Origin of the sequence: Kitasatospora sp. MAA19 (assembly GCF_029894125.1) — a bacterium.
GTDB lineage: Bacteria > Actinomycetota > Actinomycetes > Streptomycetales > Streptomycetaceae > Kitasatospora.
In genome coordinates this window covers 209,376-224,677 of the sequence record NZ_JARXYZ010000001.1, presented here as the reverse complement: position 1 = coordinate 224,677, position 15,302 = coordinate 209,376, and the positions used below count along the sequence as shown (strand labels likewise).

General features: G+C 74.7%; 10 protein-coding genes and 3 tRNA genes. 11 read left to right on the top strand and 2 right to left on the bottom strand.

The genetic code is table 11. The features are described 5' to 3' along the window. Positions 1-16 precede the first annotated feature (16 nt). From P3T27_RS01005 to P3T27_RS00990, 4 genes are all read left to right on the top strand, one after another. Entirely contained in the window at positions 17-1,381 is a 1,365-nt protein-coding gene (locus tag P3T27_RS01005) for an FAD-linked oxidase C-terminal domain-containing protein (RefSeq protein ID WP_280673648.1), read from the top strand. A gap of 63 nt (positions 1,382-1,444) precedes the next feature. Then, positions 1,445-1,699 carry a hypothetical protein gene (locus tag P3T27_RS01000; protein WP_280673647.1) on the top strand — a complete coding sequence of 85 codons (255 nt, stop codon included), beginning with the start codon at positions 1,445-1,447 and terminating at the stop codon, positions 1,697-1,699. Between the two features lie 136 nt (positions 1,700-1,835). Next, a complete protein-coding gene (locus P3T27_RS00995; RefSeq protein WP_280673645.1) occupies positions 1,836-2,165 on the top strand; it encodes a hypothetical protein in 330 nt (109 codons plus the stop codon). Between the two features lie 433 nt (positions 2,166-2,598). Further along, positions 2,599-3,387 carry a pyridoxal 5'-phosphate synthase gene (locus tag P3T27_RS00990; protein WP_280673643.1) on the top strand — a complete coding sequence of 263 codons (789 nt, stop codon included), beginning with the start codon at positions 2,599-2,601 and terminating at the stop codon, positions 3,385-3,387. A 44-nt stretch (positions 3,388-3,431) separates the two neighbouring features. On the opposite strand, the gene P3T27_RS00985 is transcribed toward P3T27_RS00990, so the two are convergent. Next, a complete protein-coding gene (locus P3T27_RS00985; RefSeq protein WP_280673641.1) occupies positions 3,432-4,496 on the bottom strand; it encodes an EamA family transporter in 1,065 nt (354 codons plus the stop codon). A 152-nt stretch (positions 4,497-4,648) separates the two neighbouring features. Between P3T27_RS00985 and P3T27_RS00980 the strand changes: the two genes are divergently transcribed. Together P3T27_RS00980 and P3T27_RS00975 are read left to right on the top strand one after the other, a co-directional pair. Then, positions 4,649-5,518: a DUF1906 domain-containing protein gene (locus P3T27_RS00980; RefSeq protein ID WP_280673639.1), complete on the top strand. Its 870-nt coding sequence runs from the start codon at positions 4,649-4,651 to the stop codon at positions 5,516-5,518. Positions 5,519-5,684: 166 nt separating this feature from the next. Continuing rightward, a complete protein-coding gene (locus P3T27_RS00975) occupies positions 5,685-7,346 on the top strand; it encodes a long-chain fatty acid--CoA ligase (protein ID WP_280673637.1) in 1,662 nt (553 codons plus the stop codon). A gap of 65 nt (positions 7,347-7,411) precedes the next feature. On the opposite strand, the gene P3T27_RS00970 is transcribed toward P3T27_RS00975, so the two are convergent. After that, on the bottom strand, positions 7,412-10,996 hold the full coding sequence (locus P3T27_RS00970) for a PAS domain-containing protein (RefSeq protein WP_280673635.1): 3,585 nt from the start codon (positions 10,994-10,996) through the stop codon (positions 7,412-7,414). Between the two features lie 178 nt (positions 10,997-11,174). Here P3T27_RS00970 and P3T27_RS00965 point away from each other — a divergent pair. The 5 genes from P3T27_RS00965 to P3T27_RS00945 all read left to right on the top strand — a co-directional run bounded on the left by P3T27_RS00965 (position 11,175) and on the right by P3T27_RS00945 (position 15,172). Beyond that, positions 11,175-11,268, top strand: a tRNA-Ser gene (locus P3T27_RS00965). 218 nt (positions 11,269-11,486) lie between these two features. Further along, positions 11,487-11,562: transfer RNA gene (locus P3T27_RS00960), tRNA-Arg, on the top strand. A gap of 33 nt (positions 11,563-11,595) precedes the next feature. After that, positions 11,596-11,671: transfer RNA gene (locus P3T27_RS00955), tRNA-Arg, on the top strand. Positions 11,672-12,074: 403 nt separating this feature from the next. Then, positions 12,075-12,425 carry a hypothetical protein gene (locus P3T27_RS00950; RefSeq protein WP_280673632.1) on the top strand — a complete coding sequence of 117 codons (351 nt, stop codon included), beginning with the start codon at positions 12,075-12,077 and terminating at the stop codon, positions 12,423-12,425. Positions 12,426-12,469: 44 nt separating this feature from the next. Then, on the top strand, positions 12,470-15,172 hold the full coding sequence (locus tag P3T27_RS00945) for an Ig-like domain-containing protein (RefSeq protein WP_280673628.1): 2,703 nt from the start codon (positions 12,470-12,472) through the stop codon (positions 15,170-15,172). The last annotated feature ends 130 nt before the right edge of the window (positions 15,173-15,302 follow it).

The window sequence follows — 15,302 nt, the reverse complement described above, 5'->3', positions numbered from 1 at the left end:
GCGAGTGGAGGCGGCGATGAGTGACCTGACGGACCGACTGGCGCAGGGTCTTCCGGCCGGGTCGGTGGTGGTGGATCCGGATGTGACCGAGGCCTACCGTCATGACATGGCCGGGTTCTGCGCGGCCGGTACGCCCGCGGTGGTGGTGTTCCCGGAGACGGTCGAGCAGGTGCAGCACGTGCTGCGCACTGCCACCGGGCTGCGGGTGCCGGTGGTGCCGCAGGGTGCGCGGACCGGGCTGTCGGGGGCGGCGAACGCCGTGGACGGCTGCATCGTGCTGTCGACGGTGAAGCTGAACCGGATCCTGGAGCTCGACCCGGTGAACCGGATCGCGGTGGTCGAGCCGGGCGTGGTGAACGCCCAACTCTCCCGTGCTGCCGAGGAATTGGGCCTGTCCTACCCGCCGGACCCGTCCAGCTGGGAGTCCTGCACGATCGGCGGCAACATCGGCACCGGCGCGGGCGGGGTGTGCTGCGTGAAGTACGGCGTCACCAGCGAGTACGTGCTCGGCCTGGACGTGGTGCTGGCGGACGGACGGCTGCTGTCCACCGGCCGCCGTACGGCCAAGGGCGTGGCCGGGTACGACCTGACCCGGCTGCTGGTCGGCTCGGAGGGCACGCTCGGCGTGGTGGTCCGGGCGGTGCTCGCGCTGCGGCCCGCGCCGGCGCCGCAGTTGGCGCTGGCGGCGGAGTTCCCGAGCGCGGACGCGGCCGGTGCGGCCGTCTGCGAGGTGATGGCGCACGGCCTGACCCCGTCGCTGATGGAGCTGATGGACGCGGTCAGCGTGCGGGCGGTCAACGAGCTGGGGCGGATGGGGCTGCCCGAGTCGACCCAGGCGCTGCTGCTGGTGGCCTTCGACGGGCCGGACCGGGAGGCCGAACTGGCGCGGGTGGCTGAGCTCTGCCGGGCCGCCGGGGCGACCGAGGTGGTGCCCGCCGAGGACGAGGCCGAATCGGCGCTGCTGCTGGAGGCCCGGCGGCTGGCGCTGCCCGCGCTGGACCGGCTGGGCACCACGATGATCGACGACGTGGCGGTGCCGCGCTCCCGGCTGGCCGAGATGCTGAACGGTGTGGCCGTGATCGCCGAGCGGCACGCGCTGACCGTCGGGGTGGTCAGCCACGCCGGGGACGGCAACACCCATCCGATCGTGATCTTCGACGGCTCGGACGAGGAGCAGGCGGCGCGGGCGCAGCGCTCCTTCGACGAGATCATGGCGCTGGGGCTGGAGCTGGGCGGCACGATCACCGGGGAGCACGGGGTGGGGCTGCTCAAGCGGGACTGGCTGGCGCGCGAGCTGGGGCCGGTGGCGTTGGACCTGCAGCGGCAGTTGAAGGCGGTCTTCGACCCGCTGGGAATTCTGAACCCGGGCAAGATGGTCTGATTTTCATCCGACCGCACGGAGCTTTTCGGGCCCTTGCGTCGACGTTTTAGGTATGACTTTCCGATGGTCTACGCATGGCTGGAAATGTCGACATGGAAGGGCAATCGAACTTTCTGGGGGAGCGCGTCCGTCCGCACTCTGCGCTGGGTGGTGCGCCTGGTGGTTCGTGCAGCGCCGAAGCGCCGCATCCCGAGGAGTGTCCGGACGGTCGCCGTTCGGGCAAAATACCAGCTCATCGGCGGTGGATCGGTGTGCTCTCCGTTTTTGGGTCCGATATGCGCAGCCCTGGTGGATATCACGCAAACGGGCGAAAAATGATCCACGAGCTAGTGCTTTGTCGATTTGTTGCGGAAGTCTGTCTCTCGGCGTCGCAGCCCGCAGGTGTTCGTCTGGCCGGCGAACTCCCGCACACCATGCTCGACATTGCACGATTTACAGCTTTTTGGAGGCTCTGATGGCTCGCATCCACACCCGTCGGGTGGCCGGACTCCTGCTCGCCGCCCCGCTCGCGGCCGGCCTGCTGCTGGCCGGTGCCGGCGCGGCGGCCGCCGACAACGGCGCGGGCGCCGGGGCCGGCTCCAACGCCGGCGTGGTGTCCAACGTCGGCACGGGCAACGTCTTCGGCTCGGTCGACGGGAACTACATCTCCACCCAGCAGACCGCCACCGGCGCCGGTGCCTCCAACCAGAACAACACCCTCGCGGTGAAGGACAACTCGGGCACCATCCTGGCCGGGCAGTCCAACAAGAACATCAACGTCGTGTTCGCTCCGATCTTCAGCTGATCCGATCGGGCACCACCGACGGCGGGGGCGCCGGAGGTGGGTGACCGCGGGTGAGCTGAGCGCTCGCGGAGGGGCTCGAACCAGTCTCCGGGCGGGATTCCCGTCCGGGCGCGGATCAGAAAAGCGCATGACCGGCCAGCGGAAAGGGTCGCCGCGAAACCGGCCTCGTGGGCGGTGCCGCCATCGGCACCGCCCACGAGTGCGTCCGGAGCCGGACGCGAGGGTCCGCCCGCAACGGCCCTTGGTGCCGGCCGTCCGCGCCCGCCCTCCGACGCCCGCCCGGGCGGGCCGAACGCGTCCATCGAGGGCCCGCGCCCGGAGCCGTCGGCCCTCGGCGGTACGGTTGCGCTCCGACAGCGCACCACGTGCCCGGGCCCGGGAAGAACGGCCCGGCCGGGGCGGCGACCGCGGCAACCGGAGGAGAGGGCGCGCGATGGCGGCGGAGGAGGAGGGCCTGACCGGCCCGGACGAGGCCTGGCCTGCACCGGAGCCGGATCCGCGATCGGGATCGGGGTCGGACGTACGCCCGGGGCCCGAGCACCGGCCCGAGCCGAGGTCCGTGCCCGAGCTGCTGCTCGGCCGCCCGCCGATGGCCCGCCCGCTGCCGTCCTTCGACGCCGAGGCCGCCCCCGCCGAGCCCGGCCCGCTGTTCGTGGACTGGCTCGCCACCGCGCTGGCCGCCGGGGTGCTGGACCCGCAGGCGTTCACCCTCTCCACCGTCGACGCGGACGGCATGCCGGACGCCCGGGTGCTGGTGCTGCGCGACGTCGACGCGGCCGGCACCGGCTGGAACTTCTCCGCCGCCGCCGACAGCCCCAAGGGCCGCCAGCTCGCCGACCACCCGGCCGCCGCGCTGAGCGTCTACTGGCCGCAGCTGGGCCGTCAGGTGCGGGTCCGCGGCACCGTCGAGCGGGCCGCCGACCTGGTCGCCGCCGCCGAGTTCGCCACCCGCTCGCCGGCCGCCCGGGTCGGCGCACTGGTCGGGCGGCAGAGCGAGCCGATGAGCTCGCTCGCCGAGTACGACGAGGCCGTCGCCGTCGCCCGCCGCCGGCTGGAGGCCACCCCGGACGCGGTCGCGGCCGGGCACGCGGTCTACACCCTGTGGGCGCACGAGGTGGAGTACTGGCAGGGCGACGCGCAGCGCCGGCACGTCCGGCTGCGCTACACCCGCACCGGCCCGGTACGCACCCCGGAATGGTCGCGCACCCTGCTCTGGCCGTAACGACCGCCCGACCGCGCCGGGTGGCCGCCCGACCGCGCGGGCCCCTACCGCCGCCCGGTCAGCGTGGCGCCCACACTGGCCGCCACCACGCAGCCGATCCCGGCCAGCTGCGGCACGCCCAGCAGCTGGCCGAGCACCACCAGGCCGACCAGCGCACTGACCGCCGGCTCCAGGCTGACCAGCACGCTGAAGACCCGCTGCGGCATCCGCCGCAGCGCGGTCATCTCCAGCGCGTACGGGATCACCGGCAGCAGCAGCGACACCCCGGCGACCGCGGCCAGCAGCGCCACCGGCGAGGCGCCGGGCGCGGTCAGCCCGTCCCAGGCCTGGCCGAGCCCGAACGGCGCCAGGGTCAGCGCGCCGACCGTCATCGACACCGCCAGCCCCTGGAAGCCCTGGAAGGCGGCGCCGACCTTGTCGGTGAACAGGATGTACGCGGCGTAGCAGGCGGCCGCCCCGAAGGCGTACAGCAGGCCGACCGGGTCGAGCCCGCCCCCGTCGCCGCCCTCGCCGAGCAGGGTCAGCAGGACGACGCCGGCGGCGGCGAGCAGCGCCCAGAGCAGGTGGCTGGCGCGCCGGGCGAAGACCAGGGCGACCGCGAGCGGGCCGAGGAACTCGATGGTCGCGGCGGTGCCCATCGGCAGCCGGTCGATCGCCCCGGCGAACAGGAAGGTCATCCCGGCCGAGGCCATGCCGAGCAGGGCGGCCGCGGCGAGGTCGCGCGGGCGCTTGTCGCGCAGCCGGGGCCGGGTGACGGCGAGCAGGATGACCGCCGCGAAGCCCAGCCGCAGGAAGGTGGTGCCGCTGACCCCGAGCGGGCCGAAGAGCGGCTTGGACAGGGCGATCCCGGTCTGCACCAGGAACATCGCGGTCAGACAGAGAAGCGGCGCCGGGATCTGCTCCGGGCGCCGCAGGACCTTCGGGAACCGGCCGGTGGGCCGGCCGGGGTGCGCGTCGGGCGGTGCCGTGGAGCCGGGTGCCCCGCCTCGTCGCCAGCTGCCCCGCTCGCCGGCGGGCTCGCCCTTGGGGGCGGGCGGCATGGCAAGTGCCTCGGCGACGGCGGCGGCCGGCGTCGGGGCGGCGGTTTCGCTGGGATGGGAGGTGGGCATATGGGCGAGTTTGCCGTAAGGAGTGACAAACGGGCAAGCTCGTTACAACTATCGGGACGGATGCGGACGGGTGCGCCCGAAAGGGTGGGCTCGCCCGGAGCGTGCGGCGTGGTTGCGGTGTTCGTCCGATGGTCCGTCAGTAGCAAGGGCGGGTGCGCTATCTCCGCCCCGCGGCCCTGCTCGCCGCCTCCCTCGTGCTCCTGCTGGCCACCGACGGGACGGGCGTGAGCGTCGATGCCGACCCGGCCGCCGCCGCCCTCCCCCGCATCCGGGCCCTCACCCTGCCCGACCGGGCCGGCCCGCCCAAGATCCGCGACGGCTTCACCGGCCCCGCCTTCGACGCCTGCTCCGCGCCGCCCCTCGACACCCTGCGGGCCTGGCACGGCGCCTCCCCGTACGGCGCGCTCGGCGTCTACGTCAGCGGCGCCCAGCGTGCCTGCGGGCAGTCCCAGCTCACCGCCGAGTGGGTGCATCAGGCCCGCGCCCTGGGCTGGCGGTTCCTGCCGGTGCACGTCGGGCTCCAGGCCCCGTGCAGCGAACTCAGCCGCAAACCACGCCGGATCGATCCCGCCCACGCCGTGCAGCAGGGCCGGGACGAGGCCACCGAAGCCGTCCACGCGCTGCGCTCGCTCGGACTCGATCAGGGCAGCCCGGTCTACCTCGACATCGAGGCGTACCCGATGCGCGACCCGGCCTGCGGCCAAGCCGTGGTCGACTTCGCCGTCAGCTGGACCCAGACCCTGCACACCGCCGGTTACGGCTCCGGCTTCTACTCCAGCCTCGACTCCGGCATCGCCGACCTGGCCGCCGCCGCCCGGGCCGGCAGCTCCCCGCTGCCCGACGCCCTCTGGTACGCCCGCTGGGACGACCACGCCGACACCGCCGGCTCCGGCGCGCTCAGCCCCGACCTCTGGGGCTCCCACCAGCGCGTCCACCAGTACCGCGGCAATGTGGAGGAGACCTACGGCGGCGCCACCCTCACCATCGACCGCAACCACGTCGACGGCCCGACGGCCGACTGACGCACCACGTGGGAGGAGGGCCCGGGGCGGGGCCGTGATCCGTTCAACGGGGTCGGGATGCTGACAGCGGACGGGCGGAGCGGGACAATCGGGCACGTCCGCGCGCATTACCGCCGGGTAGGTGCCGCAGGCGCAGCCGCCAGTGCCGCCAGGTCAAGGAGGACCCGTGTTCAGCACGATGCAGGACGTTCCGCTCACCGTCGCCCGGATTCTGGAGCACGGGTCCACCGTCCACGGCCGGTCCACCGTCACCACCTGGGACGGCACCGGGCCGGTCGTGCGAACGTACGCCGAGGTGGGCGCGCGGGCCGCGCAGCTCGCCCACGCGCTGCGTGACGAGCTGGGGGTGACCGGGGACGACCGGGTCGGGACCTTGATGTGGAACAACTCGGTCCACCTGGAGGCCTACCTCGCCGTCCCCGCGATGGGGTCCGTGCTGCACACGCTCAACCTGCGACTGCCCGCCCACCAGCTGTCGTTCATCGTCAACCACGCCGCCGACCGGGTCGTCATCGTGAACGGCAGCGTGCTCCCGCTGCTCGCCGCCGTCCTGCCGGACCTGGCCCCGACGCTCAAGCACATCGTGGTGAGCGGCCCCGGTGACCGCTCGCTGCTGGCCGGCTTCGCGGGCACCGTGCACGACTACGAGGAGCTGCTCGCCGGCCGGCCCACCGCCTACCCGTGGCGGACCGACATCGACGAGCGCCAGGCGGCCGTGCTCTGCTACACCTCCGGCACCACCGGGGACCCGAAGGGCGTGCTCTACAGCCACCGCTCGGTGTACCTGCACTGCCTGCAGGTCAACACCGGCGACAACTTCGCCTTCACCCCGCGCGACACCGCGCTGCCGGTGGTCCCGATGTTCCACGTGAACGCCTGGGGCATCCCGCACGCCGCCTTCATGTCCGGTGCGAACCTGCTCATGCCGGATCGTTTCCTCCAGCCGAAGCCGATGGCCGAGATGATCGCCGCCGCCCGGCCCACCGTCAGCGCCGCCGTCCCGACCATCTGGAGCGGCCTGCTGGACGAACTCGACGCGGGCGACTACGACACCTCCAGCCTGCGCATGGTGGTCATAGGCGGCAGCGCCTGCCCGCCCTCGCTGATGCAGGGCTTCCAGGAGCGCCACGGCATCCGCGTGCTGCACGCCTGGGGCATGACCGAGACCTCGCCGCTCGGCTCCTTCGCCCAGCCGCCCGGCGGCCTCACCCCGGAGGAGGAGTGGCCGTACCGGGTCACTCAGGGCATCTTCCCGGCCTCCGTCGAGGCCCGGCTGATCGGCCCGGCCGGCGAGCGGATGCCGCACGACGGCGTCGCGGCGGGCGAGTTGGAGGTGCGCGGCCCGTGGATCGCCGGCGCCTACTACGGCGGCGCCGGGCAGGATCCGGTCCGTCCGGACGACAAGTTCTCCGAGGACGGCTGGCTGCGCACCGGCGATGTCGGCACCATCACCGCCGACGGCTACCTGACCCTCACCGACCGGGCCAAGGACGTGATCAAGTCCGGCGGCGAGTGGATCTCCTCGGTCGAGCTGGAGAACCAGCTGATGGCCCACCCCGAGGTGGCCGAGGCCGCCGTGGTCGCCGTCCCGGACGAGAAGTGGGGCGAGCGCCCGCTGGCCACGGTCGTGCTGCGCCCGGGCGCCACGGTCGGGCTGAGGGAGCTGCGGGCGTTCCTGGCCGAGCGGGTCGCCTCCTGGCAGTTGCCGGAGCGCTGGTCGATCGTCGAGTCGGTGCCGAAGACCTCGGTCGGCAAGTTCGACAAGAAGGTGATCCGGGCCGGCTACGCGGCGGACGAGCTGGACGTGACGGTGCTCGGCAAGGAGTAGCCGCCCGGTGGAACACGGAGGGCCGGTCACCCCGCTGGAACGGGGTGACCGGCCCTCGGACGTGCTCAGCCCGCCGCGGCGACGCCCGCCTCACCCATCGCGCCGATCCGCCCGAGCAGGTCGACGATCCGGGACTGGACGTCCGCGCTGGTGGAGCGCTCGGCGAGGAACAGCACCGTCTCGCCGGTGCGCAGCCGGGGCAGTTCGCGCGGGTCGAGGTCCACCGAGGTGTAGACCACCAGCGGGGTGCGGTGCAGCCGGTCGTTGGCGCGCAGCCAGTCCAGCAGACCGACCCGGCGGCGGCGGATCTGGAGCAGGTCCATCACCACCAGGTTGGGCTGCACGCTGCTGGCCCGGGCGACGGCGTCGTTCTCGTCCACCGCGTGCTCGACGTGCATGCCGCGCCGCTCCAGGCTGCTGATCATGGCGGCGGCGATGTCCGGGTCGCCTTCGACCAGCAGGACGCGCGGGGCGTGGTGCTCGCCGTCGCGCGGCGCGAGGGCACGCAGCAGCACGGCCGGGTCGGCGCCGTACGCGGCGTCCCGGGTGGCCTGGCCGAGGCCGGCGGTGACCAGCACCGGGATGCGGCTGTTGAGCGCGGCGGTGCGCAGCGACTGCAGCGCGGTGCGGGTGATCGGGCTGGTCAGCGGGTCGACGAAGAGCGCCGCGGGGAAGCCGCCGGCCTGGGCGTCCACCTCCTCGCGGGAGCGGACGATCACCGGACGGTAGCCGCGTTCCTGGAGGGCCTGCCGGGTGGCCGGGTCGGGCTCGGGCCAGACCAGCAGCCGGCGGGTGCCGCCGTCCTCGCCGGTCGTGCCGGTCGCGACCTGCGGCTGCTCGGTGCCGGCCCGGTCGCCGGTGGCGGGGGGCAGTTCGGCCATCGGGCGCGGGGCGGTCCTGGCCTCGGCCGGGACGGGCGGCTGCGGTGCGACGGCGGGCACCGGCGAGCCGCCGAGCGGGCGCGGCGGGGCGAGTTCGGCGAGGCCGGTGCCGACCGGGCGCGGGCCGGACGGGTCCTCGGCGGCGGGCAGCGCGGGGCGGGCCGACTCCAGCGCGGCGGGGCCGCCGGGGGCGTCCTGGCCGCTCCGGACGGGCTGGGCCGGCTGGGCGTCCGGAGCGGACGGCCCGGCCGGGGCCTCCGGGCCGGGGCCGGGCGGCACGGCCAGACGGCGGCGGCGGCCGGTCGGCGCGGCGGCGGGCTCGGTGGGTGCGGGCGCCGGAGAGGCCGGCAGGGCGTGCTCCAGGCCGGGGTACACCGGGGTGTCGGCGACGCCGGGCAGGGCGAAGCCGCCGGAGGAGTCCTCGGTGGCGGGCAGGGCGCGGCGTCTGCGGGGCTTGGTCTCGCCGTCGGCGGCCGGGGCGCCTTCCGCGGTCGGCGTGCCGCCCGCCGGGGCGCCTTCCGCGGTCGGCGTGCCGCCCGCCGGCGTGCCGCCCGCCGGCGTGCCGCCCGCCGGCGTGCCGCCCGCCGGGGCGCCTTCCGCGGTCGGCGTGCCGCCCGCCGGCGTGCCGCCCGCCGGGGCGCCGCCGGTGCCGGGGCCGAGCGCGAGCGGTTCGCGCCCGCCGGTCCGGTTCGGCTGCGGGCGCTCGCCCCCGACGGGTACGGCGTAGGCCGGGCCGGAGCGGCCGTCGTCCTTGCCCCAGGGGTCGCGCTGCACGCCGTCCGGGCCGGCCAGGCCCTGGCGCCCGTACGCGGGGTCGTTGCCGGTGCCGTTCCACTGTTCGGGGACGGCCCGCTCGATCCGGGCCGGGGCGTTCGGCCACTGGTCGGCGGGGACGGCGGGGGAGGCGGGGGCCGGGGTCTCGGCGGCGGGTCGGCCACGGCGGCCGCGGCGTTCGGCGACGGGCTCCGCGGCGGGGGCGCGCTCCGCCTCCGGGGCCGGGGCTTCACGGCCCGGCTGCTCGCCGCCGTCGGCCTCCGACTCGGCGGCCTCGTCGCTGCTGGGCAGCTGCGGGATGCCCGGCAGGTCGGGCAGGACGGCGCTGTCGCCCTCCTTGGGCCGGTCGGAGCGGCCCTCGGCGGCCGCGCGCTCGGCGGCGGCCTTCGCGGCGGCCGGGTCCAGCGGCAGCTCGACGACGTACGTGGTGCCGGCCTTGCCGGGCAGCTCGTGCGGCTGGAGCACGCCACCGTGGCGCTCGACCACCGCGCGGGCTATCGGCAGGTGGACGGGGCTGCCGCCGAGACCGGGGCCGCGGATCTCGACCCGGGCGACCTCGCCGCGCTGGGCGGCGGCCAGGACGACGGTGGGTGGTTCGCCGGGGGACGGCAGCGCGGCCGGCGCGCCGGGGGCGCTGAGGCCGGGGGAGGGGGCCTTGGGGGCGTCCAGCGCGAGGCCGACGCCGCTGACGTCGGCGACGAGGTGGGCCAGCGCCTGGGCGAGCCGGCGTTCGTCGGCGATCACCTCGACGGCGGCGGCGTGCACCGAGAACCGCACCCGGCCCGGGCCGACCAGTTCGCCAGCCTCCTCGACGGCCCGGCGGACCACCTTGTCCAGGCCGACCGGCACCCGCCGCTCGGTCGGCCGGCGACCGGCCTTGCCGTCCTCGGTGTCCGTGCCGGCCTTGTCGTCCTTACCGTCCGCCGGGGCGGCCTCGCCGGCCTCGGAGCGCTGGTGCGCGAGCACGCCCTCGATCAGCCGGCCGTACCGGCGGCACTCGTCGGCGAGCCGGCGCAGCGTCCAGTTGGCCTCGGGCCACAGCTGCCCGGCCGGGTCGGCGGCGAGCGCGTCCAGCCGCTGGTTCAGCGCGGTCAGCGCGCCCCCGAGCTCGCTCTCCAGTACGGCGGTGAGGTGCTCGTTGCGGGCGATCAGGGCGAGTTCGCGGCTGCGGTCGGTGAAGGTCATCACCGCGCCGACCAGCTGGTCGCCGTCCCGGACCGGGGCGGTGGTGAGGTCGACGGTGACCGGGCGGCCGTCCTTGCGCCACAGCACGGTGCCGCGCACCCGGTGCTTGCGCCCGGAGGTCAGGGTGTCCAGCAGCGCGGACTCCTCCAGCGCCAGCGGGGTGCCGTCGGCCCGGGAGTGCTGGATCAGCGGGTGCAGCTCGCGCCCGCCCAGTTCGCTCGCCCGGTACTCCAGGATGTGCGCGGCGGCCGGGTTGACCAGCACGCAGCGGCCTTCGAGGTCGACGCCGAGCACGCCCTCGGCGGCGGCGCGCAGGATCATCTCGGTCTGCTTGTGCTGGCGGCGCAGCTCGGCCTCGACGCCGAGCCGGCTGGAGAGGTCGCGGACCAGCAGCAGGAGCAGGTCGCTCGGCGAGGACGGGCGGGAGCGCTCGCGGTACGGGTCGTACGGGGCGAGCCCGTAGCCGCGGCCCTCGCCGACGCCGTCGTCGGGGAAGTCGTTGCCGGAGACCTCGACCGGGAAGCTGGTGCCGTCGGTGCGCCGGGCGGTCATCCGGACCGGGCGGTCGGGCTCGTCGCCGTCGCGGGCTGCCGGGCGCATCGAGCCGGGGATCCGGCTGGGGTCGAACTCGGGCAGGAGGTCGAGTACGCCCATGCCGACCAGCGAGGTGCCGGGCGCCTGGAGCGCCTGGACGGCCGCGCTGTTGGCGTCCACGACGGTGCCGTTGCTGTTCACCAGCAACAACGCGTCGGGCAGGGCGTCGAGTATGGCGGCGAGGCGAGCAGCGCCTCGGATCGGCCTGCTGCTCACGTCGACAGGTCTCCTCGGCTCAGGGCAGCTCCTCCGGAGACGGCAGTATCTCATTCTTCTTTGCGGCGGGGACGACCCGCCTAGTAACGTGGGCGGTGGTTGGTGCCGAGCCCCACGGTTGTGGCATCATCTCAGGCACACGGAACGGGTCCGCTCACGCGGGCGTGGTCCATGTGGAGGAGGCTTCGCCTAGTCCGGTCTATGGCGCCGCACTGCTAATGCGGTTTGGGTCTTAAAGCCCATCGAGGGTTCAAATCCCTCAGCCTCCGCCAGTCGGAAAGCCCCGTCGACGGTCCCGTCGGCGGGGCTTTCCGCATCTCGGGGCCGGTTCCGGGCGGGTGGCCGACCGCGGGCGACCGTGGCCGACCGCGGGCGCCAAGGCGGCTCCAGGGGGTCGGCCGGGGGCCCCGGGGCAATCGATTTCGCCCCGCGTCGCAGGTCATGTAATGTTGTCCCCGCACCGCCCCGCTGGCACTGTTCACCAGGGCGAGCGCTCATAGCTCAACGGATAGAGCACTTGACTACGGATCAAGAGGTTGCAGGTTCGAATCCTGCTGAGCGCACCAAAACCTCCGCAAGATCGGGTTCGCCCGTTCCTTGCGCTCATAGCTCAACGGATAGAGCACTTGACTACGGATCAAGAGGTTGCAGGTTCGAATCCTGCTGAGCGCACCAGCGAGAAGCCCCCGGCCACCGGCCGGGGGCTTCTCCCGTTTCCGGCCCCGAGGCCGTCCGGGTGGTCGGGCCTCCGGCCGGGCGGCGGCCGGGCTCGGCTCGCCGCGCACCCCGCGTGCCGTTCGCACCCCGCGTGCCGTTCGCACCCCGCGTGCCGCTCGTACCCCGGGTAACCGTTGTAGGACGCCTCGTCCGGTTCATGCCGGGTTTGCGGGCCTAATGGATGAAATGCATCTGTTTCGGGTACATCCCGTCCTGCCGCTCGGATGACCGCCAATCGGGTGGGACACGGCCAGAAGCGCAGGTGTCGCAGTATGACCGGTTCAGGATCGTGATTCCTTTTTGTCGGATCTTGTACCAAGACTGCCCGGCACCCCGGCAGCCGACTGCGAAGGAGAGCCGGATGAGCCGACAGTTTCCCCGCACGGCCGCCGCCCTGGCCGTCCTCGCGGCCGGGCTGCTGACCGGCTGGAACGCCCCACTCTCGGTGGCCCAGCAATCCCCTGACGCCTGGTCGGGGGAGCACCGGGCGGTCCTGCCCTCCGGCCTCTCCGTCCAGTTCGAATTCGCCGTCTCCCCGGGCGCCGGGGTGACGGCCGAGGCCGGCGAACTGGCCGACCGCGCCGGAGGGGGCGCGCAGCAGGCCTGTACGCGGACGGAATGCACCCCGGAGACCCTGCGCAGACCTTCAGCGTCACCGAGAAGCGTCCGCAGACGGACGGATCCTGGCGCACCGTCGGAACACTCCGGCTGACATTCTCCCGACCGGTCCGGAATCCCCGGCTGCACCTCAGCGGAATGGCCGCGACCGCGACCGGGAAATCCGGCACCACCAGCACCGCGACCAGGCTCACCGTCACCGGTGGCTCACCCGCCGCCCCCACCCTGGTCAACCGCACCGACTGGCCCGGCTGGACGGTCGACGCCAACACCCTCGCGCCCGCCGGCGCCGACGGCGGCTCCGACGGCGCGGCCGGCTCCGCCGCCGAGGGCACCCTGGAACTCGCCGGGACCCTGCGCACCGCGGTCTTCCGGGTCGAGCAACGCGCCACCGCCCGGGTCGGCAGCACCACCGCGCCGCCCGTCCTGCGCCAGGCCTACACCGTCACCGTCGACGAGGACCTCGGCACCGCCCCGCAGGGCTACGGCAACACCTCGCACGTGGTCTCCGACCTGTTCCTCGGCGCCGACGCCGGCAATGCGACCCGGCGGGCCCGGTCCAGGCCCGCCGCCGCCCCGGGCTCGGCCGGCCAGGACGGTGAGCCGCTGGTCCAACTCGACCACGGGGCCGGTCGGCGCAGCGTCTTCGCCAGCCCGCTGCCGCCCGAGCTCCAGCCCGGCCGCGGCGAGTACCAGGGCGCCGACCCGTCGATCGGCTTCCCGACCGAGGCCGCGATCGGCCGCTACTACCGGGTCACCGTCCCGGTGGCGGTGGACGACCAGCCCGCGACCCTGGCCGGCTGGGTCGACTTCGACCACAACGGGCGCTTCGACCCCGCCGAGCGGGTGCAGACCGAGGTCCCGGCCGGCGCCGACACCGCGACCCTGGAGTGGACCGTCCCGGCCGGTGCCGCCTCGGGCGACACCTGGGCCCGGTTGCGGATCGCCCGGGACGCCGGCCAACTCGTCTCCTCCGGCGGCTTCGCCGACTCCGGGCAGGTCGCCGACCAGCGGATCAAGATGACCGTCGGCGCCGCCCGGCCCGAGATCGCCGAACCCGTCGACGGCGCTGCCCTCGCCGACGCCCGCCCGCGGATCCACGGCGCCGGCGCGGTCGCCGGCGCCTCGGTGGAGATCAGGGACGGCGAAGCCACCGTCTGCCGGGCCCGGGTCGAGCGCGGCGGCGACTGGTCCTGTCGGCCGGATGGCGCGCTCACCGCAGGCCCGCACGCCCTCACCCCGGTCGAGATCACCAGTGGTGGCGTGGTGCTGCGCGGCGAGCCCGTCCGGGTCACCGTGAAGACGGCGCCGCCCGCCCCGCCCGTCCTCACCCTCCCGGAGTACACCAACGACCCGGGGCTGCAGCTCACCGGCACCGGCGAGGCGGGCAGCATCGTCTCGGTCACCGACCAGTCCGCCGAACTGTGCAGCAGCGCCGTCCGGGCGGACGGCCAGTGGTCCTGCCTGCCGGTGGAGAACCTGGTGGACGGGCGCCACCTGCTCACCCCCGTCGCGATCGACGCGGCCGGGAACCGGACGGCCGGGCAGGCGATCGCGCTGGTCGTCGACACCGTTCCGCCGGACAGGCCGGTGCTCGGCGCGCCGGTTGCCGGGGAGACCCTGCGAGTCAGCCGGCCGAAGTTCACCGGGCGGGCCGAGCCGGGCTCGAAGGTGCTGGTCACGGCGCGGGCGGGTGGTTCGGCGGGGGCGGCATCGGCATCGGCATCGGCATCGGCCTCGGGCGAGCGGACGGTGTTGTGCGGGGCGACGGCGGCCCTCGACGGAAGCTGGACCTGCACCGCCAACCGGGATCTGACGGACGGTGAGCAGCGGCTCGTCGTCACGGCGACCGACCTGGCGGGGAACGGGGCGGAGGCGGACGCGGTGCCGGTCCACGTCGCGGCGTCGGCGCCGAGCCCGGCGGTGCCGAGCGTGGCGGTGCCGGTGGTGCCAGCGCCGGTGGCGCCGAGCCCGGTGCCAAGCGTGGCGGTGCCAAGCGGCGCGGTGCAGACTCCGGTGGTGCCCAGCTCTACGGCGCCGAGTTCTGGGCTGCCCAGCCCTACGGTGTCGGCACCGGCTGTGTCGAGTCCCGCGGTGCCGAGTCCGGCCGTGTCGAGTCCCGCGGTGCCCAGCCCGGCGGTGTCGGTCCCCGCGGTGCCGAGTCCTGGTGTGGCGGTGCCGGTGGTGCCCTCGGCCAGTGCGCCCGCTCCGGTGGCCGCCTCCCCGTCCGGTCTGGCGGCGTCGCCCACGCCCACGCCCACGCCCGTGCGTTCGGCGACGGTAGTCGCCTCGCCGAGCCCGGCTGCGGCACCCGATGCGCCGGTGCTCACGGCGGGGCCGGCGGGGCTGCTGCCGATCGTCGTCCCGGCGGTGGCTCCGCCGCAGGCGGCGGTGGCCGTGCCCTCCGCGTCGGTACCCGCTACTCCTGCGACTTCAGCAGCCCCGACCGTTCCCGTTCTCTCCGTCCCAACGACTCCCGGTGCCGTTCCATCCCCGGGTGCCAGTCCGTCCCGGGCGGCCGTCGGTGTCGCCGCGTCGTCTCCGACCCCGACCCCGACCCCGACCCCGACCCCGACCTCCTTGACCTCGACCTCCACCCCGGCACCGGCGCCGACGGCTGAACCGGCCGCGTCCGCCGCGGACAACGCCCGGCCGTTGCCGTTGCCGCCGCCGAGTGTGTCGCCCGCGGGTGCCCCTGTGGAGGCCCCGCCCGCGGCGTCCGAACGGGCCGCCGCGAGCGGCTGGCGCGACGGGCTCGCCGGGGGCCTGCTGGTGCTCACCGGGATCGGGCTGATCACCCGTCGGGTGTTCACCTGGGGGCCCGGTGCTCGGCGGCGCTGACCCGCGCCGAACCATCCCGACCATCCGCGCATGTGTCTGCGCGTCAGGTCAGATTCGGACGATACGTCAGTAAATGTCGACACACCTCACCTTAAATGTCGCATTTGATGACGTATGAACTTAGCCTGAC